Raw genomic sequence first — 16294 nt, 5'->3', positions numbered from 1 at the left:
CGACGGAGCGCCGCTCAGTCCTGCCTGAGCCATTGGCGGAGTACCGCTGTGACCTCGCCGGGGCGTTCCAGCGGGGACAGGTGGCCGCAACCGCGCAGCAGATGGAAGCGCGCGCCCGGAATTCGCAAGCTGAGCGACAGCGCGTCGTCGGGCGTGCAGATCCGGTCGCGATCGCCGACCGCGATCAGGGTCGGGACGTGGATCGCGGCGATCGCTTCGCTGATATCGGGGCGGGCGAGCAGCGCGCGTTGCTGGCGTTCGAACACCACCGGGCCGACGCGGTCCGCCATCGCCTGCGCGGGACCGCTGACGATCGCGCTGAGCAGCGGATCGGCGTGCGGTGCGGTGGCAAGCATCCCTTGCCCGGCGACGGTACGCGGGCGCACGTCCATCGATCCGCGCGTCCCGAACAGAGCGATCCGTTCGATCCGCTCGGGCGCCTGGCGCACCATCTCCATCGCGACATAGCCGCCTAGGCTGACGCCTGCGACCGCGAACCGTGGCGGAGCGGCGGCAAGGACGCGTGCCGCCATCGCCGACAGCGTATCGTCCTGCGACAGGTCGCCGAACTCGACCTGCGCGAGCGCGGCGAGGTCGACGATCTGCCGTGCCCATAACTGCCCGTCGCAGCCCATCGCCGGGAGCAGCATCAGCGGTGTACGCGGTCGGATCATGCGGAAACTCCGGTAGCGGCGGGTTGCGGGGATGCTCACCTCAGGCGACGAACGGGAAGGCGAGCGCGATCATGCCGACCAGCGTCATCACCGTGCAGACCGCGATCGCCGGCACCAGCGTGAAGCGCTGGTGATCGGCGAGGTCGATGCCGACCAGGCTGACCAGCAGATAGGTCGACGGCACCAGCGGGCTGAGCAGGTGGACCGGCTGGCCCATCAGCGACGCGCGGGCGATCGCCTCGGGCGCGACGCCGTAATGCGCGCCGGCCTCGGCGAGGATCGGCAGCATCCCGAAATAGAAGGCGTCGTTCGAGATGAAGAAGGTGGCCGGCATGCTCAGCACCGCGGTGATCGGCGCCATATAGGGCCCCATCGCGGGCGGGATGACGCCGACGACGGCCTTGCTCATCGCCTCGACCATGCCGGTACCGCCGAGGATACCGGTGAAGATACCCGCGGCGAAGATCAGCGAGACGACCGCCAGCACGTTGCCGGCATGCGCGGAGATGCGCTCCTTCTGGTCGCCGACGCTCGGGTAATTGACGATCATCGCGATCGCGAACGCCAGCATCATCAGCACCGACAGCGGGAGTATGCCCCACACGAGCAACGTCAGCAGCGTGACGACGAGGGCCGCGTTGAACCAGATCAGCTTCGGGCGGCGGGCTTCCGGATATTGCGAGACGGCCATGCCGGTGAACTCGGTGTCCGCGGTGATGCCGGCTTCACCCATCCGCACACGCTCCTTGCGACCGAAATAGACCGCAAGGCCGATCAGGAAGACGAGACCGGCGATCATCCCTGGGATGAGCGGCAGGAACAGCGTTGCGGGATCGAGCTTCAACGCACTCGCGGCGCGCGCGGTCGGGCCGCCCCAGGGCGTCAGGTTCATGATGCCGCTGGTCGTCATCAACAGGCAGACGAGATACAGCCGGTTCATGTTGAAGCGCTTGTAGAGCGGCAGCAGCGCGGCGATCGTGATGATGTAGGTCGTCGAACCGTCACCATCGAGGCTGACGAGCGCGCACAGCACGACCGTCCCGATCAGGATCCGCATCGGATCGCCGTGGACCATCCGGATCAGCCGCCCGACCAGCGGATCGAACAGGCCGGTGTCAGTCATCGTCGAGAAGAACAGGATCGCGAACAGCAGCATGACGCCGGTCGGCGCGAGGTTCTTGATGCCGTCGATCATCATCGGGCCGAGACCCGCGGCCTCGCCCGCGAACACGCCGAAGATCGACGGGATCACGATGAGCGCGACCAGCGGGGTCATCTTCTTGGTCATGATCAGGGTCATGAACGTGGCCACCATCAGGAAGCCGAGCAGGGCAAGATTCATCGCGTCGTCCTAGGAAAGGGCGTGAGAAAGGGGGTGAGGGATCACCGAGCCAAAAGCTCGGGCCAATCGGCAGTCGGTTCGGGTCGACGAGCTCGCTCTATCTTCCGTCATGCCGGGCTCGTCCCGGTATCCACGGTGCCGCAAAATCGAGAGATTTTAGTCTGCGGAGCGGTGGACCCCGGAACCAGTCCGGGGTGACGGAATGATTGTGGGACTGTCGCGGACCCAAAACGCTGGATGCCGATCGGTCCTGGTCGAGCGCTTTGCATCAGAAGGTGACACCCACACGCGCGCTGACCGTCTGGCCGCTGTCGTTGCCGATATAGTCGCCGGCGCGGTTGTCGGTGTTCCACTGGATCGCGTTCACCTGGAAGCGGGTGAACGAGTTCAGGTACCAATTGACCCCGACGGTCGCCGCCCAGCCGTCGCCGCCGGTCAGCAGATTGTCGAAATCGAGGCTCTCGTAGCGCGCGGTAAGTTCGATCGCACCGATGCCGCCGTCGAAGGTCGGTTTCAGAACCTTGGGCTGACCGAAGCTGCCAAGCCGCGGGTTGTAGGGCGGCAGGTCGCCGGTCAGGAACAGACCGCCCGAGACGCTCCACGCCTTGCTGACGAAATCGGGCCGCCCGCCGTCGAGCCGCGCGTTGCGGCGGCCGGCTTCGCCCATCACCCACAATGGCCCGCGATAGCCGCCGAGCTCGACGCCGTAGCCGGTCGTGCCGGTGCCGCCGATCAGCGGTCCGCTCGACACGCGCAGCGCGCCGTTGAAGCGCCCGCCGATCACCGTGTTGCGGGTCAGCGTGCCCGCGACCGACGACAGCGATTCGTCGAAGCCCCACGCGCCTAAGTGGAGCACGCCGGTATCCGACTTGATCGGGTTCCAGTGCGCGCGGCCCAGCACGGTGCGGCTGTCGCCGACCGCCTGCGTGCCGTCGATCCGGTCGCCGGTGACGGTGACCGAGGCGTGGCCGGTCTTCCAGAACACGCGCGGCATCACGCCGATGCCGTAGAAGCCGCGCTGCGGGATGATCGCGGTCGACACCGTGCTGCGCTCGAGGAACGGCGTCGAATCCGAGCCCGTCGAGCCCTCGAAGCTGCGGTCGTTGAACAGGTGACCGACACGGACGTCGTAATCGAGGCCCGACTTGATCTTGTTGCGCCAGCCGACGAACGCGGTGACGACGTCGACCTCGTTCTCCGAGAAGTCGCTCTCGAACTGGTAGAAGAAATGCGTGCCGACGCCGCCTTCGAGGCCGAGGCGCAGCGCCCGCATGCCCGTCGTCGTGATGTTGCGGCCGTCATATTTGGAGCCGAAGCTGGAGCTGACATCGGTCAGGATGCGGCCGCGCGGCTTGAACGTGTAGACGCCGTCCGCCGAATGGAACACGGGCAGGCCGGCGCCCCATTCGGTGGTCACGCCCGACGGATTGTCGCGCGCGGCGACCGCCTGCGCGACGCTGCGGTCGGCCGGGCCCGGCGGCGCGAGTTGTGGCGCGAACGGCACCGTGCGGCGCGGCTCGGTGTTTTGCGTGACCGCTTGCGGTGCTGCCTGCAAGGGTGTTGCCGGCGCGGACGCCTGCGCCACCGCGGCGACATTCTCCAGCCGGTCGAGACGCGACTTCAGCGCGGCGATCTCGGCAGCCTGCGCGCGGACCAGCGCGGCAAGATCGGCTTCGCTCGGAGCCTGCGCGAGTGCCGGGGTCGCTGCAATCAAGGCGAGTGCGGCGCACCCGGTACGGAAGAGAGTCATTTTTGGGCTCCGGTGGCGAGAATCGCGGTCCAGTCGCGCAGGAAACGCTGGCGCTTGACGCGGTCGAGGTTGACGAGAAGTTGCGGACCGACGCGGATCGGCCGGGCCTGCGCGGCGGGAAGGCGACGAGCGGCCACGTCGGTACGGACCGGCCACAGGCTGCGCTTGGCGAGCAGCGACTGGCCCTCGCGCGACAGCAGGAAATCGAGGAAGAGTTTCGCCGCGGCCGGGTGCGCCGCCTCGCGCGCGATGAACGCGATCCGCGACGTGACGATCGTATAGTCCTGGAGGAAGGCGACCCCGATCCGCGGGTCGGTCCGCGCCCGCTCCAGCGCATACGAGCCGATGACGTTGTATGCGATCGCCTGCCGTCCCTCGGCGACGCCGCGCAGCATCGGCTCGCTGGTCCGCGACAATACGGGCTTGGTCGCGGCGATCGCCTCCAGCAACGACCGCGTATCGCGCGTGATCGCCAGGTCCTCCGTCAGGTACAGATAGCCGACATTGGAGCGCGCTGGATCGAACGTCGTCACGCGCCCGGTCAGCGCCGCTGCGTTCCGCCGCAGCCACGTCTCCAGCGCGGCGTGCGTGCGCGGCACCTGTGCGGCGGGCACGAGGCGCTTGTTGTAGACGATCCCGATCGGCTCCGCGGTGACGCCGAAGCCCATGTTCTTCCACACCGACACCGGCGGCAACGCCGGCTTTTCGGGGCTCGCATAGCCTTGCGCGAAGCCGTCGTTGATCAGCTTCACCTGGAGATCCATTGCCGACGACCAGACGAGGTCGGCGGACAGTTTCCTGGCCCGCGTCTCCGTGACGAAGCGGCGATACATCTCGGTCGAGCCGAGATCGGCGTAGAGGATCGTGATTCCGGGGTAGCGTTTCCGGAACGCAGCGACGACCGGCAGCAGCTCGGCGCGATCGGCATTGCCATAGATCCGAACCTGTCGCTCGGCACGCGCCTCGTCGATCAACTGGTCGTAGGATCGCGGATAGCCGGCCGGGCGCTGCGCCATCACGGCGGTCGCGGTGAAACTGGTAGCCAGCAATGCGATCGTCAGAAAAATTCGTGCCATCATCACTCTCCTCGCCTTCCGTCTCTGTGTTCGGATAGACTGCATCGGTGGACTACGAACCGAAGCTGTCACCAACCTTTCACGGGTTTTCATGCGGATCCTGCTGATCGAGGACGATGCCGCGCTCGCGCGCAGCATCGGCGCGTTGCTGCGCGCGGGCGGCAACGCGGTCGATCACGTCGCGACCGGGGAGGACGCGCTGTCGGTGGTCGCGGGCGAACCCTATGCGCTGGTGATCCTCGACGTGGGCCTGCCGGGGATCGACGGATTCACCGTGCTGGAGACATTGCGGCGGCGTGGCGAGCGTGTGCCCGTGCTGATGCTGACCGCGCGTGATGCACTTGACGACCGGGTCCGCGGGCTCGATCTCGGCGCCGACGATTACCTCCGCAAACCGTTCGAGCCGGAAGAACTGGAGGCGCGGGTGCGGGCACTCGGCCGGCGGCGGGGCGGCGATCCGCTGCCGGTGCTCAGCGTCGGGACGCTCACGATCAACCGTTCGACGGGCGACGCCGACATCTCCGGCCGCGCGCTCGACCTGCGTCGTCGCGAACGTGCGGTGCTGGAGGCGCTGGCGACGCGCGCCGGTCGCGTGGTTCCGCGCGAATTGCTGATCGGCGAGGTGTTCGGGTTCGACGAGCCGGTCGGCGGCAACGCGATCGAGGTCCATGTCACCCGGCTGCGCACCAAGCTCGCGCCCGACGGGCCGGGCATTCGCACCGTCCGCGGCGTCGGCTACATGCTCGATGCCGGCTGAGGCCGTAGCGACCGATCGGGGCACGCCGGCGCTGCGCACCCGGCTGCTGGTGGCGGTGCTCGGCCCGTTGCTGGCGGCGGCGATCCTGATCGGCGTGGTCGGCGCGACGCTGATCGCCGACGTGGTCCGCCGCACCAACGACCGCGTGCTGGGCGGGGCGCTCGGCGCGATCGCGGAGACCGTGCAGGTCGAACGCGGCGAGGTGACGCTGGACCTGCCCGCCGCCGCGTTCGGGATGCTGGAGAACACCGAGCGCGACAATGTCTATTACCGCGTGGCCGTGGGAGCGGATCTGCTGACCGGCTATGCGGACCTGCCCGCGCCCGATCCGGCGACGCTGGCGATCGACGTGCCCCGCTACCGGTTCGCGCGCTACCGCGGCCAGAAGATCCGCATCGCCGAAGTCCGCCGCTCGCTCCCGCGGATCGACAAGCCCGTCGTTGTCCAGATCGCCGAGACGCTCGACAACCGCGGTGCGCTCACCCGTCGGCTGATGCTCGCGCTGCTGATCGGCGAATGCGTTCTCGTCGGGGCCGCCGCGTTGTTGCTTCGCCCAGCGCTGGGCTGGTCGCTGCGTCCGCTCGCCCGTCTGCGCGGTGCCGTCGAAGCACGCGACGAGCGTGCCCGCCCCGATTTCTCGCCGCTCGACACCGGTCCGCTCCCCAGCGAACTCCGCCCGCTCGCCGGTGCGTTCGACCGGCTCCTTGCGCAGCTCGATACCGCCACCGTCGGCGTTCGCCGGTTCACCGCTGACGCCTCGCACCAGATGCGCACGCCGTTGTCCGTGCTGAAGGTCCAGGTGGCCCTCGCACGCCGCGGCTCCGACGCCGAACGCCGCGAGGCGCTCGACGAGATTGCCGACGCGGTGGTCCGGCTCGAACGGCTCGTGACGCAACTGCTCGCCTTGGCGCGCGCCGAGGAAGCGGGCGTGTCCGCCCCGCTCGAAGCGGTCGATCTGCGCGAAGTCGCCGCCGCGGTCATCACCCGGCAGATCAACAGTGCGATCGAGGCGGGCATCGACATCACGCTCGAGAGCGAAGCCGGCCAGGCGTACGTCGTGCCCGGCCACCGCACCTTGATCTTCGAGATCCTGTCGAACCTCGTCGACAACGGCATCCGCTACAATCGGCGCGGCGGTCTTGTTTCGATCACGCTCCAGGCGACCGAGGCGGCGACGACGGTCACGATCGCCGATGACGGCCCCGGCATCGCGCCCGAACACCGCGAACAGGCGTTCGACCGATTCGTCCGGCTCGGCGCATCCGGCAGTCCTGATGGGCGCGGGCCCGAAGGGAGCGGGCTGGGGCTGGCCATCGTCCGCTCGGCCGCGGCCCGCCTCAAGGCGAATGTCGCACTCGTCGATACGGACAGGGGGACGACCGTCGTCCTCCGATTTGCTCATCGGGATTGATCCCCCGCGACGTCGTTTCACGAGGGGCGGACCCGCGCCAATCCTCCTGTACGTGCCGCGCTGCGCCGGGTAACGACGCGCGGCACAGGATCGGGGCATCGGGTATCGGTGATGCACGGTCGGTATCCTCGGACTCGAGAATGATATGATCCCGCGAGAATTGATGGCGACGGCGATCGTGCCGGGTGGCGGCGAAGAGCTGCGGCTTTATCGGCGCGGGGCCGATTTCATGATCCTGCTCGATCGTGCCGAACTGATGAGCACCCGGATGAGCGGTTCGGAAGAGGCGCTGGCGGAAATGACCTGCGCGCGATTGCGCGACCGCCCAGCGCCGCATCTCCTGATCGGCGGATACGGCATGGGTTTCACGCTCCGCGCTGCATTGGCGGTGCTCGACCGAAGGGCACGGATAACGGTGGTCGAACTGGTACCGGAGATCATCGCCTGGGCGCGCGGCCCGATGGCGTCGTTGATGGCCGGCTGTCTCGACGATCCGCGCGTCCGGCTGGTCCAGGGCGACGTTGCGTCGGTCATCGCCCAAACCGCGTCAGCGTATGACGCCATCCTGCTGGATGTCGACAATGGCCCGGATGGCCTGACCCGCATCGACAACGACAGGCTATATTCGACGCGCGGTCTGACGGCTGCGAAGCGCGCCCTGACGCCAGACGGTATCCTGTCGATCTGGTCCGCCGCACCCGATCCGGTTTTCAGCCGGCGTCTGACGTCGGTCGGGTTCCAAACCGACGAAGTCGTCGTTCGCGCCCGGAGCAACGGAAAGGGGCCGCGGCACGTCATCTGGTTCGCCACTCCGGCAGGGCCGGGGATGCCGCAATAACGCCAAACCGAAACACCGCCGCCAGCTGAACCCGCTCGACCACCGAAGGCGGCTGGCCAAAGTCTATATATCGACTATGCTGGATATATGGATAGTGAATCGGCAATCTCGGCGTTCGGCGCGCTCGCGCAGACGACGCGGCTCGATACGTTTCGGCTTCTGGTGCGGCATGAGCCCGAGGGGATTGCTGCCGGAGAGATCGCGCGCCAGCTCGACGTGCCGCAAAACACGATGTCGGCCCACCTCGCGATCCTCGCGCGCGCGGGGCTGGTGCGATCCGAGCGCCACAGTCGCTCGATCGTCTACCACGCCGACCTCGACGGCGTGCGCGCGCTGATGCTGTTCCTGGTCAAGGATTGCTGCGCCGGCAACGCCGACCTGTGCGCGCCGCTGCTCGCCGAGCTTACCCCGTGCTGCTGAAAGGACGTGCCATGGCCGTCGATATCGTGATCTATCACAACCCCGAATGCGGCACGTCGCGCAACGTGCTCGGGCTGATCCGCAATGCGGGCATCGTGCCGCATGTCGTCGAATATCTCACGACGCCGCCATCGCGCGCGCTGCTCGTCGACCTCGTCGCGCGGGCGGGAATGACACCGCGCGCCCTGTTGCGCGAGAAGGGGACGCCGTTTGCAGAACTGGGTCTTGGCGACACCACTCTGCCTGACGACGCGCTGTTCGATGCGATGATCGCGCATCCGATCCTGATCAACCGACCGCTGGTCGTATCGCCGCTGGGTGTGAAGCTGTGCCGCCCGTCCGAAGCGGTGCTCGACCTGCTGCCCACGCCACAGCGTGCGGCGTTCGCCAAGGAAGACGGCGCGCAAGTCGTAGGCGCGGACGGTGAGCGCGTTCCGGACGCGAGCCGCCAGCGTGTCTCGGACGCGAGCCGCCAGCGTGTCTCGGACGCGAGCCGCCAGCGCGCCTGATGCTGCTCGCGCTGACCATCTTCGTCGTCACGATCGCGCTCGTCATCTGGCAGCCCAGGGGGCTCGGGATCGGCTGGAGCGCGCTGGGCGGCGCGGCGGTCGCGTTGCTCGCGGGCGTCGTCTCGCTCGGCGATATCCCGACCGTGTGGGGGATCGTCTGGAACGCGACGGCCACCTTCGTCGCGATCATCATCGTCAGCCTGTTGCTCGACGAGGCGGGGTTCTTCGAATGGGCGGCGTTGCACGTCGCGCGCTGGGGCGGCGGGCACGGCAGGCGACTGTTCGTGCTGATCGTCCTGCTCGGCGCGGCGGTATCGGCGCTGTTCGCCAACGACGGCGCAGCGCTGATCCTGACGCCGATCGTGATCGCGATGCTGCGCGCACTCGGCTACCGCGACAAGGCAACGCTGGCGTTCGTCATGGCGGCCGGGTTCGTCGCCGATACCGCCAGTTTGCCGCTGATCGTGTCGAACCTCGTCAACATCGTGTCGGCAGATTTCTTCCGGATCGGTTTCGCGGACTATGCGTCGGTGATGGTGCCGGTCGATTTGGCGTCGATCGCCGCGACGTTGGTCGTGCTGCTGCTGTTCTTCCGCCGCGACATCCCGGCCGGCTACGACGTGGCGCAACTGCGCGATCCGGCCGCTGCGATCCGCGATCCGGCGACGTTCAAGGCGGGCTGGGTCGTGCTTGCGCTGTTGCTCGCCGGATTCTTCCTGCTCGAACCGATCGGCGTGCCGGTCAGCGCGGTCGCCGCCGCAGGGGCGATCCTGCTGCTGGTGATCGCCGGGCGCGGGCATGTGATCGAGTCGCGCAAGGTCCTGCGCGGCGCACCGTGGCAGGTCGTGATCTTTTCGCTCGGCATGTATCTGGTCGTCTACGGCTTGCGCAATGCAGGGCTGACCGACCATCTCGCGGCGCTGCTCGATCGTACTGCGCAAGGCGGCATCTAGGGTGCGGCATTTGGAACCGGGATCATCGCCGCGCTGCTGTCGTCGGTGATGAACAACATGCCGACCGTGCTAGTCGGGGCGCTGTCGATCGACGCGACACACGCGACCGGCGCGGTCCGGCAGGCGATGATCTATGCCAACGTCATCGGTTGCGATCTGGGGCCGAAGATCACGCCGATCGGATCGCTCGCGACGTTGCTGTGGCTCCATGTGCTCGGGCAGAAGGGCATCCGGATCGGCTGGGGTTATTATTTCCGGGTCGGCGCGACGTTGACGATCCCGGTGCTGCTCGTGACGCTCGCCGCCCTCGCGCTTCGGATCGGAATGGCGTGACCGCACTCGTCCATCCTGCCGGATCGCTCGCCGGGTTCGGCGGCTGTTTCGTCGGCAGGGCGGCGCTCTGCCTGATCGGCACCTGCGTCATTCTATTCGCACCAAGGACCGCCTGATGCCGCTTCGTACGCTCGCCGACCCAAGCCATCTGCCCGCGCTCGACCGGCGTTACGTGCGCGATCGTCCTGCGCTGGGGCTGGGGCCGAACGACCCGCCGCCACGGATATTGCTGCTGTACGGTAGCCTGCGCGAACGCTCCTATTCGCGACTGTGCGTCGAGGAAGCCGCGCGGCTGCTGGAGTTTTTCGGCTGCGAGACGCGGATCTTCGATCCCTCGACCCTGCCGCTGCCCGACCAGATCGCGAACGACGATCATCCCGCGGTCGACGAACTGCGCGCGCTGTCGATGTGGTCCGAAGGGCATGTCTGGTGCAGTCCCGAGCGGCATGGCCAGATCACCGGGATCATGAAGCTGCAGGTCGATCACCTGCCGCTCGCGATCGGCGGGATGCGGCCGACCCAGGGGCGCACGCTGGCGGTGATGCAGGTGTCGGCAGGATCGCAGTCGTTCAACAGCGTCAACACCTTGCGCGTGCTCGGCCGGTGGATGCGGATGGTGACAATCCCCAACCAGTCTAGCGTGGCCAAGGCGTATGCCGAGTTCGACGACGACGGCCGGATGAAGCCGTCGAGTTATTACGACCGGATCGTCGACGTGATGGAGGAACTGGTGCGCTTCACGGTGCTGCTCCGCCCGCACAGCGCGCAGCTGGTCGATCGCTATTCGGAGCGCAAGGACGCGGGTGGGCTGCCGGATGCCGCGACTGGGATAGCGATCGCAGCGGCAACGACCTGACCCGACGTGTGATCCAGCGGGGGACACCGCGGGTGATCACGCGCTGTGGCGGACCGAAAGCAGGGGGCGAGGGTTGAACGCGGACCGCGCCGCCTGGAGCGCACCGTATCGAAAGTCACCATCATGCCTTCATCGCGCCTGACCCCGATCGCCGCGACGGCGCTCGCGCTCCTGCTCGCCGCCTGTGCTGGTGGTCCGCCAGTTCCTGTGACGACGACTCCGCCGTTCGTCGCCGAGCGCTTCTTCGCCGGACGTCTCGACGGGGTGGGGACGCTCAAGATCATTCTTCACGGTCCGACCACCACGCATGTCGCGAGCATCGGCACGGTCGCGCCCGACGGCACGCTCATACTCGATCAGCATATCGAGCAGCCGGGCAAGCCCGCGCGCGACCGACAGTGGCGGATCAGGCCGCTCGGGAACGGGCGCTACACCGGCAGCCTCACCGATGCATCGGGGCCGGTGACGGGCGAGACTTCGGGCAATCGGCTGCATCTGGCCTTTCCGATGAAGGGCGGGCTTCGTGTCGACCAGTGGCTGACGCTGTCGACCGACGCGCAGGTTGCGCAAAACCATATGATCGTCCGCAAGCTCGGCGTCACCGTCGCGAGGCTGGATGAAACGATCAGGAAGGTGGCATGAGCTGCGGAGGGAGCGCCGTCGCGTCTCGCGCAGCGGGCTTCAGACGGCGGGCGTTGCCTTGGGAGCCGGCCGCGTCACCATGACGAGGCAGGCAAGTGCGCCGATCAACGGCACCGACCAGGCCATCGTCAGCAGGTTCGCGCCGCTCTCGACGGCGAGCGGCGTCGCGACCACCCAGCCGACCCACGCCAATCCCTGACCCAGCAGAGCGCCGCTGAGGCCCCCGCCGAGCTTCAGTATGAGCAGCAACAGCGCGACGGGCAGTCCCTCGAAACGGACGCCGGTGCGCCGTTCACCGTCGTCAATCGCTGCAGAGAGCAGCACCCAGATCATCATCTGCAGCCCTGCGTTGCCGATCCCGAACAGCGCGATGCCGGCGATGGCCGCGGGCACGGTCGCGAACAGCGCCAGACCGGCGGCAATCATCGCCAGCGCGAGTCCGAGAACCTGGCGATGGCCGGTCCGACGCGCGATCGCCATCCATGCGGGCAATGCGACCAGCTGCGACAGGGCGAGCGTCGTCAGCGCGCGTCCGGTCCAACCCGCATCGTGCATCACGCCCTTGCCGATATACGCGAACGACCGGGCGAAAAACGGCAGCGTCAACGCCTGCGCAAAGCCTAGCGCCAGCAATAGCAGCAACGGCCGGTTGCCGAGGATCCAGGCAAGCGATGCGCGAGGCGCCGATACGCGCGGGACGGCCACCGGTCGCGGCGCGGCGGCGGCCGACAGCCACAAGGTTGCGACATAGGCGAGTGCTGCAAACCCGGTGACGACGAAGAGGCCATAGCCGCCATCGTCCGCCGGATCGACGAACGCCCGCGCGAAATGCGCGACCGCCAGCGCGCCGAGACAACTGAACATATACCGCAGACCGGATAGCGTCGTGGCCGCGCCCGGTGCGCGCGTCATCCGCATCATCAGCGCGTTGTGCGCGACGTCGCACACCGAATAGGCGGTGCGGAACAACAGCACGATGGCGATCGCCCAGACGAGGATTGCCGACCCGCGCCAGCCCGGATCGACGAAGAATATCGCGAAGAATAATCCGACGACGGGCGCCCCGACGAACAATAGCCGGCGGTACAGGACGAGCCGGTCGGCCGAGCGATCGAGCAACCGCCCGAGCAGCGGATCGCAGAGGCCGTCCCAGACCAGCCCGATCATCACCACGAGACCTGCGACCGCAGGTGACACGCCCCAGCGTTCGGTCAGGATGAACAGCAGGAAGAAGTCCATCGTCGAGGCGAGGACGTTCTTGCCGAAATTGCCGCTCGCATAGCCGAGCATGCGCACCCGCTGGATCGGGGGTGCGGCGACGGCATCGACAGGTTTATCGGCGGCGGCTTGCTCCATTCTTCAGCGTCTTAGCCCCGGTGTCTTGCAGTTGCGGGACATTTCGTACGGTCTTCGCTACGGTCGTAACCGTCAGCGTGCCGCCGCGGAGCAGGTCGGCGTGCTGGACGCGGAAGTTCGGGAGGGTTCGTCCGTTCAGGCTGGCCTGTGTGATCCGGCCGTTCTCGGGCCCTGAGCGCTGGATCGTCAACTTGCGACCCTTGCCGAGATCGATGTCGGAGCGCGCGAACGCCGGGGTCGTCACGACGTACCACGGCTCGCCGGGCACCAGCGGATACAGGCCGAGTGCCGCGAATACGTACCACGCGGTCATCCCGCCGGCGTCGTCGTCCATCCCGTCGGCAAACCCCTGTGGCGAGACCGCGAAGCTGCGGCCGACGAACGGCACCGGCAGCTTGCCGCTGTTGGTATAGGGGTGCGCGATGGGCTTGGTCAGAATCGTCCGGACCAGATCGGCGGTCGGCTGGGGCTGGCCCAGTGCGGCGAACATCCAGGGCACCTGGATGTCGGGCTCGTTGGTCATGTTGAACAGGCCGGCATCGAAGAAGTGGTGCAGTTCGCCGAGCAGGCGATCGCGCCCTACGGTTTGCGTCATCCACGGCAGATCGAAGATCGGCGCCCAGCGATATTGCCACAAGGTGCCCTGATACAGCCCGCGCGCCTTGACCACGTCGCCGTCCGCGCCGGGCGTCTGGAACACCGATCGCCACATCGGGCGGTAGCTTTGCGCCTTGGCGGTGAAGGTCTGCGCGAGGTCCGGTCGGCCGAGATCGCGCGCGAGTTCGGCGGTCGCCCAATCGTCATAGGCGGCCTCGATCTGCTCGTCGGGCGTGCCGCGCTTGAGCGTGTCGCTGTCCGCGGCCATCCCGGCCAGCGCGGCGTTCGCGTCGAACGCGATGCCCTTGCGGTGCATGTCGAGCAGCGCGATCCCGGCATGCTCGGTGCGGACCGTCAGGAACGGCTCGTTGGGCGTCGACCATTGCGGCTTGCCGCCCGTGTACAGCGCGACCAGCGATTGCGCGATATCCGCGCTGCGCTCGGGCTGGAGCAGCGCGAGCAGTGGCATCTGGGTCCGGTAATTATCCCACAGCGACCAGTTGGCGTACCGCGTCCTGCGCTTTGGCGAGGTTTCGATGGCGCCGGTCTTGTCGCGGTGTCGCCCATCGGGATCGTCGATCGCGACCGGGGTTTCCATCACGCGGTAGAGCGACGTGTAGAACAGCGCGCGCTGCTCTTGCGAGCCGCTCGGCACGACGCGGCCGAGGTTGCGGTTCCAGGCGGCGCGCGTTTCGGTCGCGACGGCGGCGAGGGACTTGCTGCCGACTTCGGTGTCGCGAACCGACGCTGCGCCGCGTCCATCGACGGTCGAGAGCCCGGTGCGGATTTCGATCGTGTCGCCCGCTTTGCCGGTGAGGCGCAGCGTCGCCAGATCGTTCGCGCCGGCGGTCAGGGTCTGGTGGATCGGCCGTCCGTTGACGAGGATGCGGCTGGCGCTGTGGAGATGATAGGCACCCTGGTCGCAGACCGTGCCCGCGACGAGGTCGGTGCGGAGGTCGTCGCTGGCGAGGCTTGCCCAACTGGCGGACAGGCGTTTCGAATAGCTGTGTCGTGGGTCGATCCGCAGGTCGACTGGGCCGGCGCGGGGCAGGGTGAATCGCAACACGCCCGCACCGCGCGTCGCCGCCATCTCGGCGAGGATGCCGCCGTCGTAGCGCACCCGGTACGTGCCGGCTCGTGCCTGTTCGTCGGCCTTGTCGATCCGCGCGGTGCCGGTGCTCCCCGCATAGCGCAGCGAGATCATCAGGTCGCCGCCCGCACCGCCACAGCCGACTCCGACGCCGCGGGTATGCGAGAAGCCGAGCAGCGTGGTTGCCGCGTGGTCGTAGCCTGCGTGGTTGGCGGGGCTGGTATCCGGGCCGAGCTGCATCATCCCGAACGGGGCGACCGCGGCGGGGGAGAGTTGGCCGAAGTCGGCGAGCGTGCCGACGAAGGGGTCGACGAGGTCGGCAGGGGTTTCTTGCGCGGTGAGGGCGGCTGGGGTGAGGAGTAGGGCAAGGGAAAGCGGGCAGCCCAACCACCCCGGCGAAGGCCGGGGCCCAATTGGGAAGGTCGGCATAATGGAGCGCCATCCTCGATTACTGCCGCCCCCCAATTGGGCCCCGGTCTTCGCCGGGGTGGGGGCAGGGGTGTTTACCGGGGTCGCGCGTCTGAAATACTTGTTCATGGGTCGAGAGGATCGCGCGGATCGTGGCGCAGGGATAGCCGCGACGGCCGGAATTCCAGATCATACACCGACAACCGCCGACCGACCGTGCCCGGCAGATAGCCCAGTTCCGTGCGGTTACGGTCGGTGAAGGTCGGGCTCTCGATGTATTTGCTCTGCTCGGCGTCGGTGACGATCAGCGTGGGTCGGTCGAGCGGGATGCCGAGCGCCACCATCCGCCGCGTCGCGTTGCGCAGGTTTGTCGTCGTGTGCCGCGCATAGGGTTCGAGGATCACGCGATCGGCAGGGATGCCGTAGCGCTCGATCAGCGCGCGGCGGATCTCGACGGCTTCGACGAACCGCGTGCCGCGCGGGTGCACCGCGCTGCCCGAGACGAGGATGAACGGCGCCAGACCCTGGCGATAGCGTTGCGCGGCGAGCAGCGCGTGGAGCTTGCTGCGTGGGCTGAGCGTGGTGGCGACATCCTCGGGGCCGACGCCGGGGACGATCAGCAGCGAATAGCGGAAGGCTTTCCAGTCCGTTCGCGCCGCAAGCCTAAGTGCGCCTGCGTTCTCGCGCTGGTCGAGGGGTTCGAACCGCGTTGCGGCCGTCGCATCGTTCGCATCCAGCAACGCCAGTGCCAGCCGCACGCTCGCCGCGATGGTAGCGGGCGGCGCATCGGATGCGGCGCGCGCGGTATCGATCGCGACCTTCACGCTGTCGGCAAAGAACGGAGAGTCGGTTGCGAAGATTGGACCGTCGATCTTGGGATAGCGTCCCGGCGTGCCGAGGCCGTAGACTCGCAGCACGACGTTCAGTGCTTCAAGTTCCTGATCGATGCCTACTGACGGCGACAGGTCCGCAATCGGCTGCATCGACCGCAGAACGCCGGTCTTTGCCAAGCGTGGCACCGCCGCGGCGATCGTAGCCCGGTCCTGATCGGTCCAGATCGTCGCCTCGATCACGCAGGCAGGCGTATCGCCGCACGCCGCAATCCGTGCCGCCCGCGCCCGCGTATCAAGCGTCCCGGCGGGTGACCGCCCCAGCGCGCCGAGCATCGGGAACAGGCGTCCCGACAGCGTGTCGACGACCGTGTCCGCCACCGCCACCGGTGCAGGTGTTTCCGCCCACACCGGTGCAGCGGCGGTCATCGCCAGCGCCGCGAGCATCACGC

General features: G+C 67.8%; 13 protein-coding genes and 2 pseudogenes. 8 read left to right on the top strand and 7 right to left on the bottom strand.

Going from position 1 to position 16294, the window contains the following annotated elements:
* Positions 1-14: 14 nt before the first annotated feature.
* The 4 genes from EQZ23_RS02995 to EQZ23_RS02980 all read right to left on the bottom strand — a co-directional run bounded on the left by EQZ23_RS02995 (position 15) and on the right by EQZ23_RS02980 (position 4842).
* On the bottom strand, positions 15-674 hold the full coding sequence (locus EQZ23_RS02995; RefSeq protein WP_240663153.1) for an alpha/beta fold hydrolase: 660 nt from the start codon (positions 672-674) through the stop codon (positions 15-17).
* Positions 675-714: 40 nt separating this feature from the next.
* Positions 715-2016, bottom strand: coding sequence for a CitMHS family transporter (locus EQZ23_RS02990; protein ID WP_128452961.1), 1302 nt, complete (start codon positions 2014-2016; stop codon positions 715-717).
* Between the two features lie 268 nt (positions 2017-2284).
* Positions 2285-3766, bottom strand: a complete 1482-nt coding sequence (locus EQZ23_RS02985) for a porin (RefSeq protein ID WP_128452960.1) — start codon at positions 3764-3766, stop codon at positions 2285-2287.
* Positions 3763-4842 carry an ABC transporter substrate-binding protein gene (locus tag EQZ23_RS02980; protein ID WP_128452959.1) on the bottom strand — a complete coding sequence of 360 codons (1080 nt, stop codon included), beginning with the start codon at positions 4840-4842 and terminating at the stop codon, positions 3763-3765. Before EQZ23_RS02980 ends, EQZ23_RS02985 begins: the two co-directional genes overlap by 4 nt.
* Before the next feature lie 91 nt (positions 4843-4933).
* Here EQZ23_RS02980 and EQZ23_RS02975 point away from each other — a divergent pair, with 91 nt between their 5' ends.
* From EQZ23_RS02975 to EQZ23_RS02940, 8 genes and pseudogenes are all read left to right on the top strand, one after another.
* The gene (locus EQZ23_RS02975) at positions 4934-5599 is read left to right on the top strand and encodes a response regulator transcription factor (protein WP_206364149.1); all 666 of its coding nucleotides are present in this window, start codon (positions 4934-4936) and stop codon (positions 5597-5599) included.
* Positions 5589-7010 (top strand): sensor histidine kinase, encoded by a 1422-nt coding sequence (locus EQZ23_RS02970; protein WP_128452958.1) that lies wholly within the window; start codon positions 5589-5591, stop codon positions 7008-7010. The genes EQZ23_RS02975 and EQZ23_RS02970 overlap by 11 nt, the downstream gene beginning before the upstream one ends.
* Before the next feature lie 145 nt (positions 7011-7155).
* A complete protein-coding gene (locus EQZ23_RS02965; RefSeq protein WP_128452957.1) occupies positions 7156-7848 on the top strand; it encodes a spermidine synthase in 693 nt (230 codons plus the stop codon).
* Between the two features lie 87 nt (positions 7849-7935).
* A complete protein-coding gene (locus EQZ23_RS02960) occupies positions 7936-8268 on the top strand; it encodes a metalloregulator ArsR/SmtB family transcription factor (RefSeq protein ID WP_128452956.1) in 333 nt (110 codons plus the stop codon).
* A gap of 11 nt (positions 8269-8279) precedes the next feature.
* Positions 8280-8702 (top strand): annotated as a pseudogene (arsC, locus tag EQZ23_RS02955) (arsenate reductase (glutaredoxin)); the annotation flags it as partial.
* A gap of 74 nt (positions 8703-8776) precedes the next feature.
* Positions 8777-10063: pseudogene (locus EQZ23_RS02950) on the top strand (arsenic transporter).
* Positions 10064-10178: 115 nt separating this feature from the next.
* The gene (gene arsH, locus EQZ23_RS02945) at positions 10179-10919 is read left to right on the top strand and encodes an arsenical resistance protein ArsH (protein ID WP_128452954.1); all 741 of its coding nucleotides are present in this window, start codon (positions 10179-10181) and stop codon (positions 10917-10919) included.
* Positions 10920-11042: 123 nt separating this feature from the next.
* On the top strand, positions 11043-11561 hold the full coding sequence (locus EQZ23_RS02940) for a DUF3833 family protein (RefSeq protein WP_128452953.1): 519 nt from the start codon (positions 11043-11045) through the stop codon (positions 11559-11561).
* 39 nt (positions 11562-11600) lie between these two features.
* Here EQZ23_RS02940 and EQZ23_RS02935 read toward each other — a convergent pair whose 3' ends face one another.
* The 3 genes from EQZ23_RS02935 to EQZ23_RS02925 all read right to left on the bottom strand — a co-directional run bounded on the left by EQZ23_RS02935 (position 11601) and on the right by EQZ23_RS02925 (position 16289).
* On the bottom strand, positions 11601-12917 hold the full coding sequence (locus tag EQZ23_RS02935; RefSeq protein ID WP_128452952.1) for an MFS transporter: 1317 nt from the start codon (positions 12915-12917) through the stop codon (positions 11601-11603).
* The gene (locus EQZ23_RS02930; RefSeq protein WP_128452951.1) at positions 12895-15033 is read right to left on the bottom strand and encodes a glycoside hydrolase domain-containing protein; all 2139 of its coding nucleotides are present in this window, start codon (positions 15031-15033) and stop codon (positions 12895-12897) included. Before EQZ23_RS02930 ends, EQZ23_RS02935 begins: the two co-directional genes overlap by 23 nt.
* A gap of 104 nt (positions 15034-15137) precedes the next feature.
* Complete coding sequence (locus EQZ23_RS02925) at positions 15138-16289, bottom strand: YdcF family protein (protein WP_128453561.1); 1152 nt, start codon at positions 16287-16289, stop codon at positions 15138-15140.
* Between the last annotated feature and the right edge of the window lie 5 nt (positions 16290-16294).

Origin of the sequence: Sphingomonas sp. UV9 (genome assembly GCF_004101245.1) — a bacterium.
GTDB lineage: Bacteria > Pseudomonadota > Alphaproteobacteria > Sphingomonadales > Sphingomonadaceae > Sphingomonas.
The sequence above is the reverse complement of the archived record's forward strand: the minus strand, read 5'-3'. Positions and strand labels throughout refer to the sequence as shown.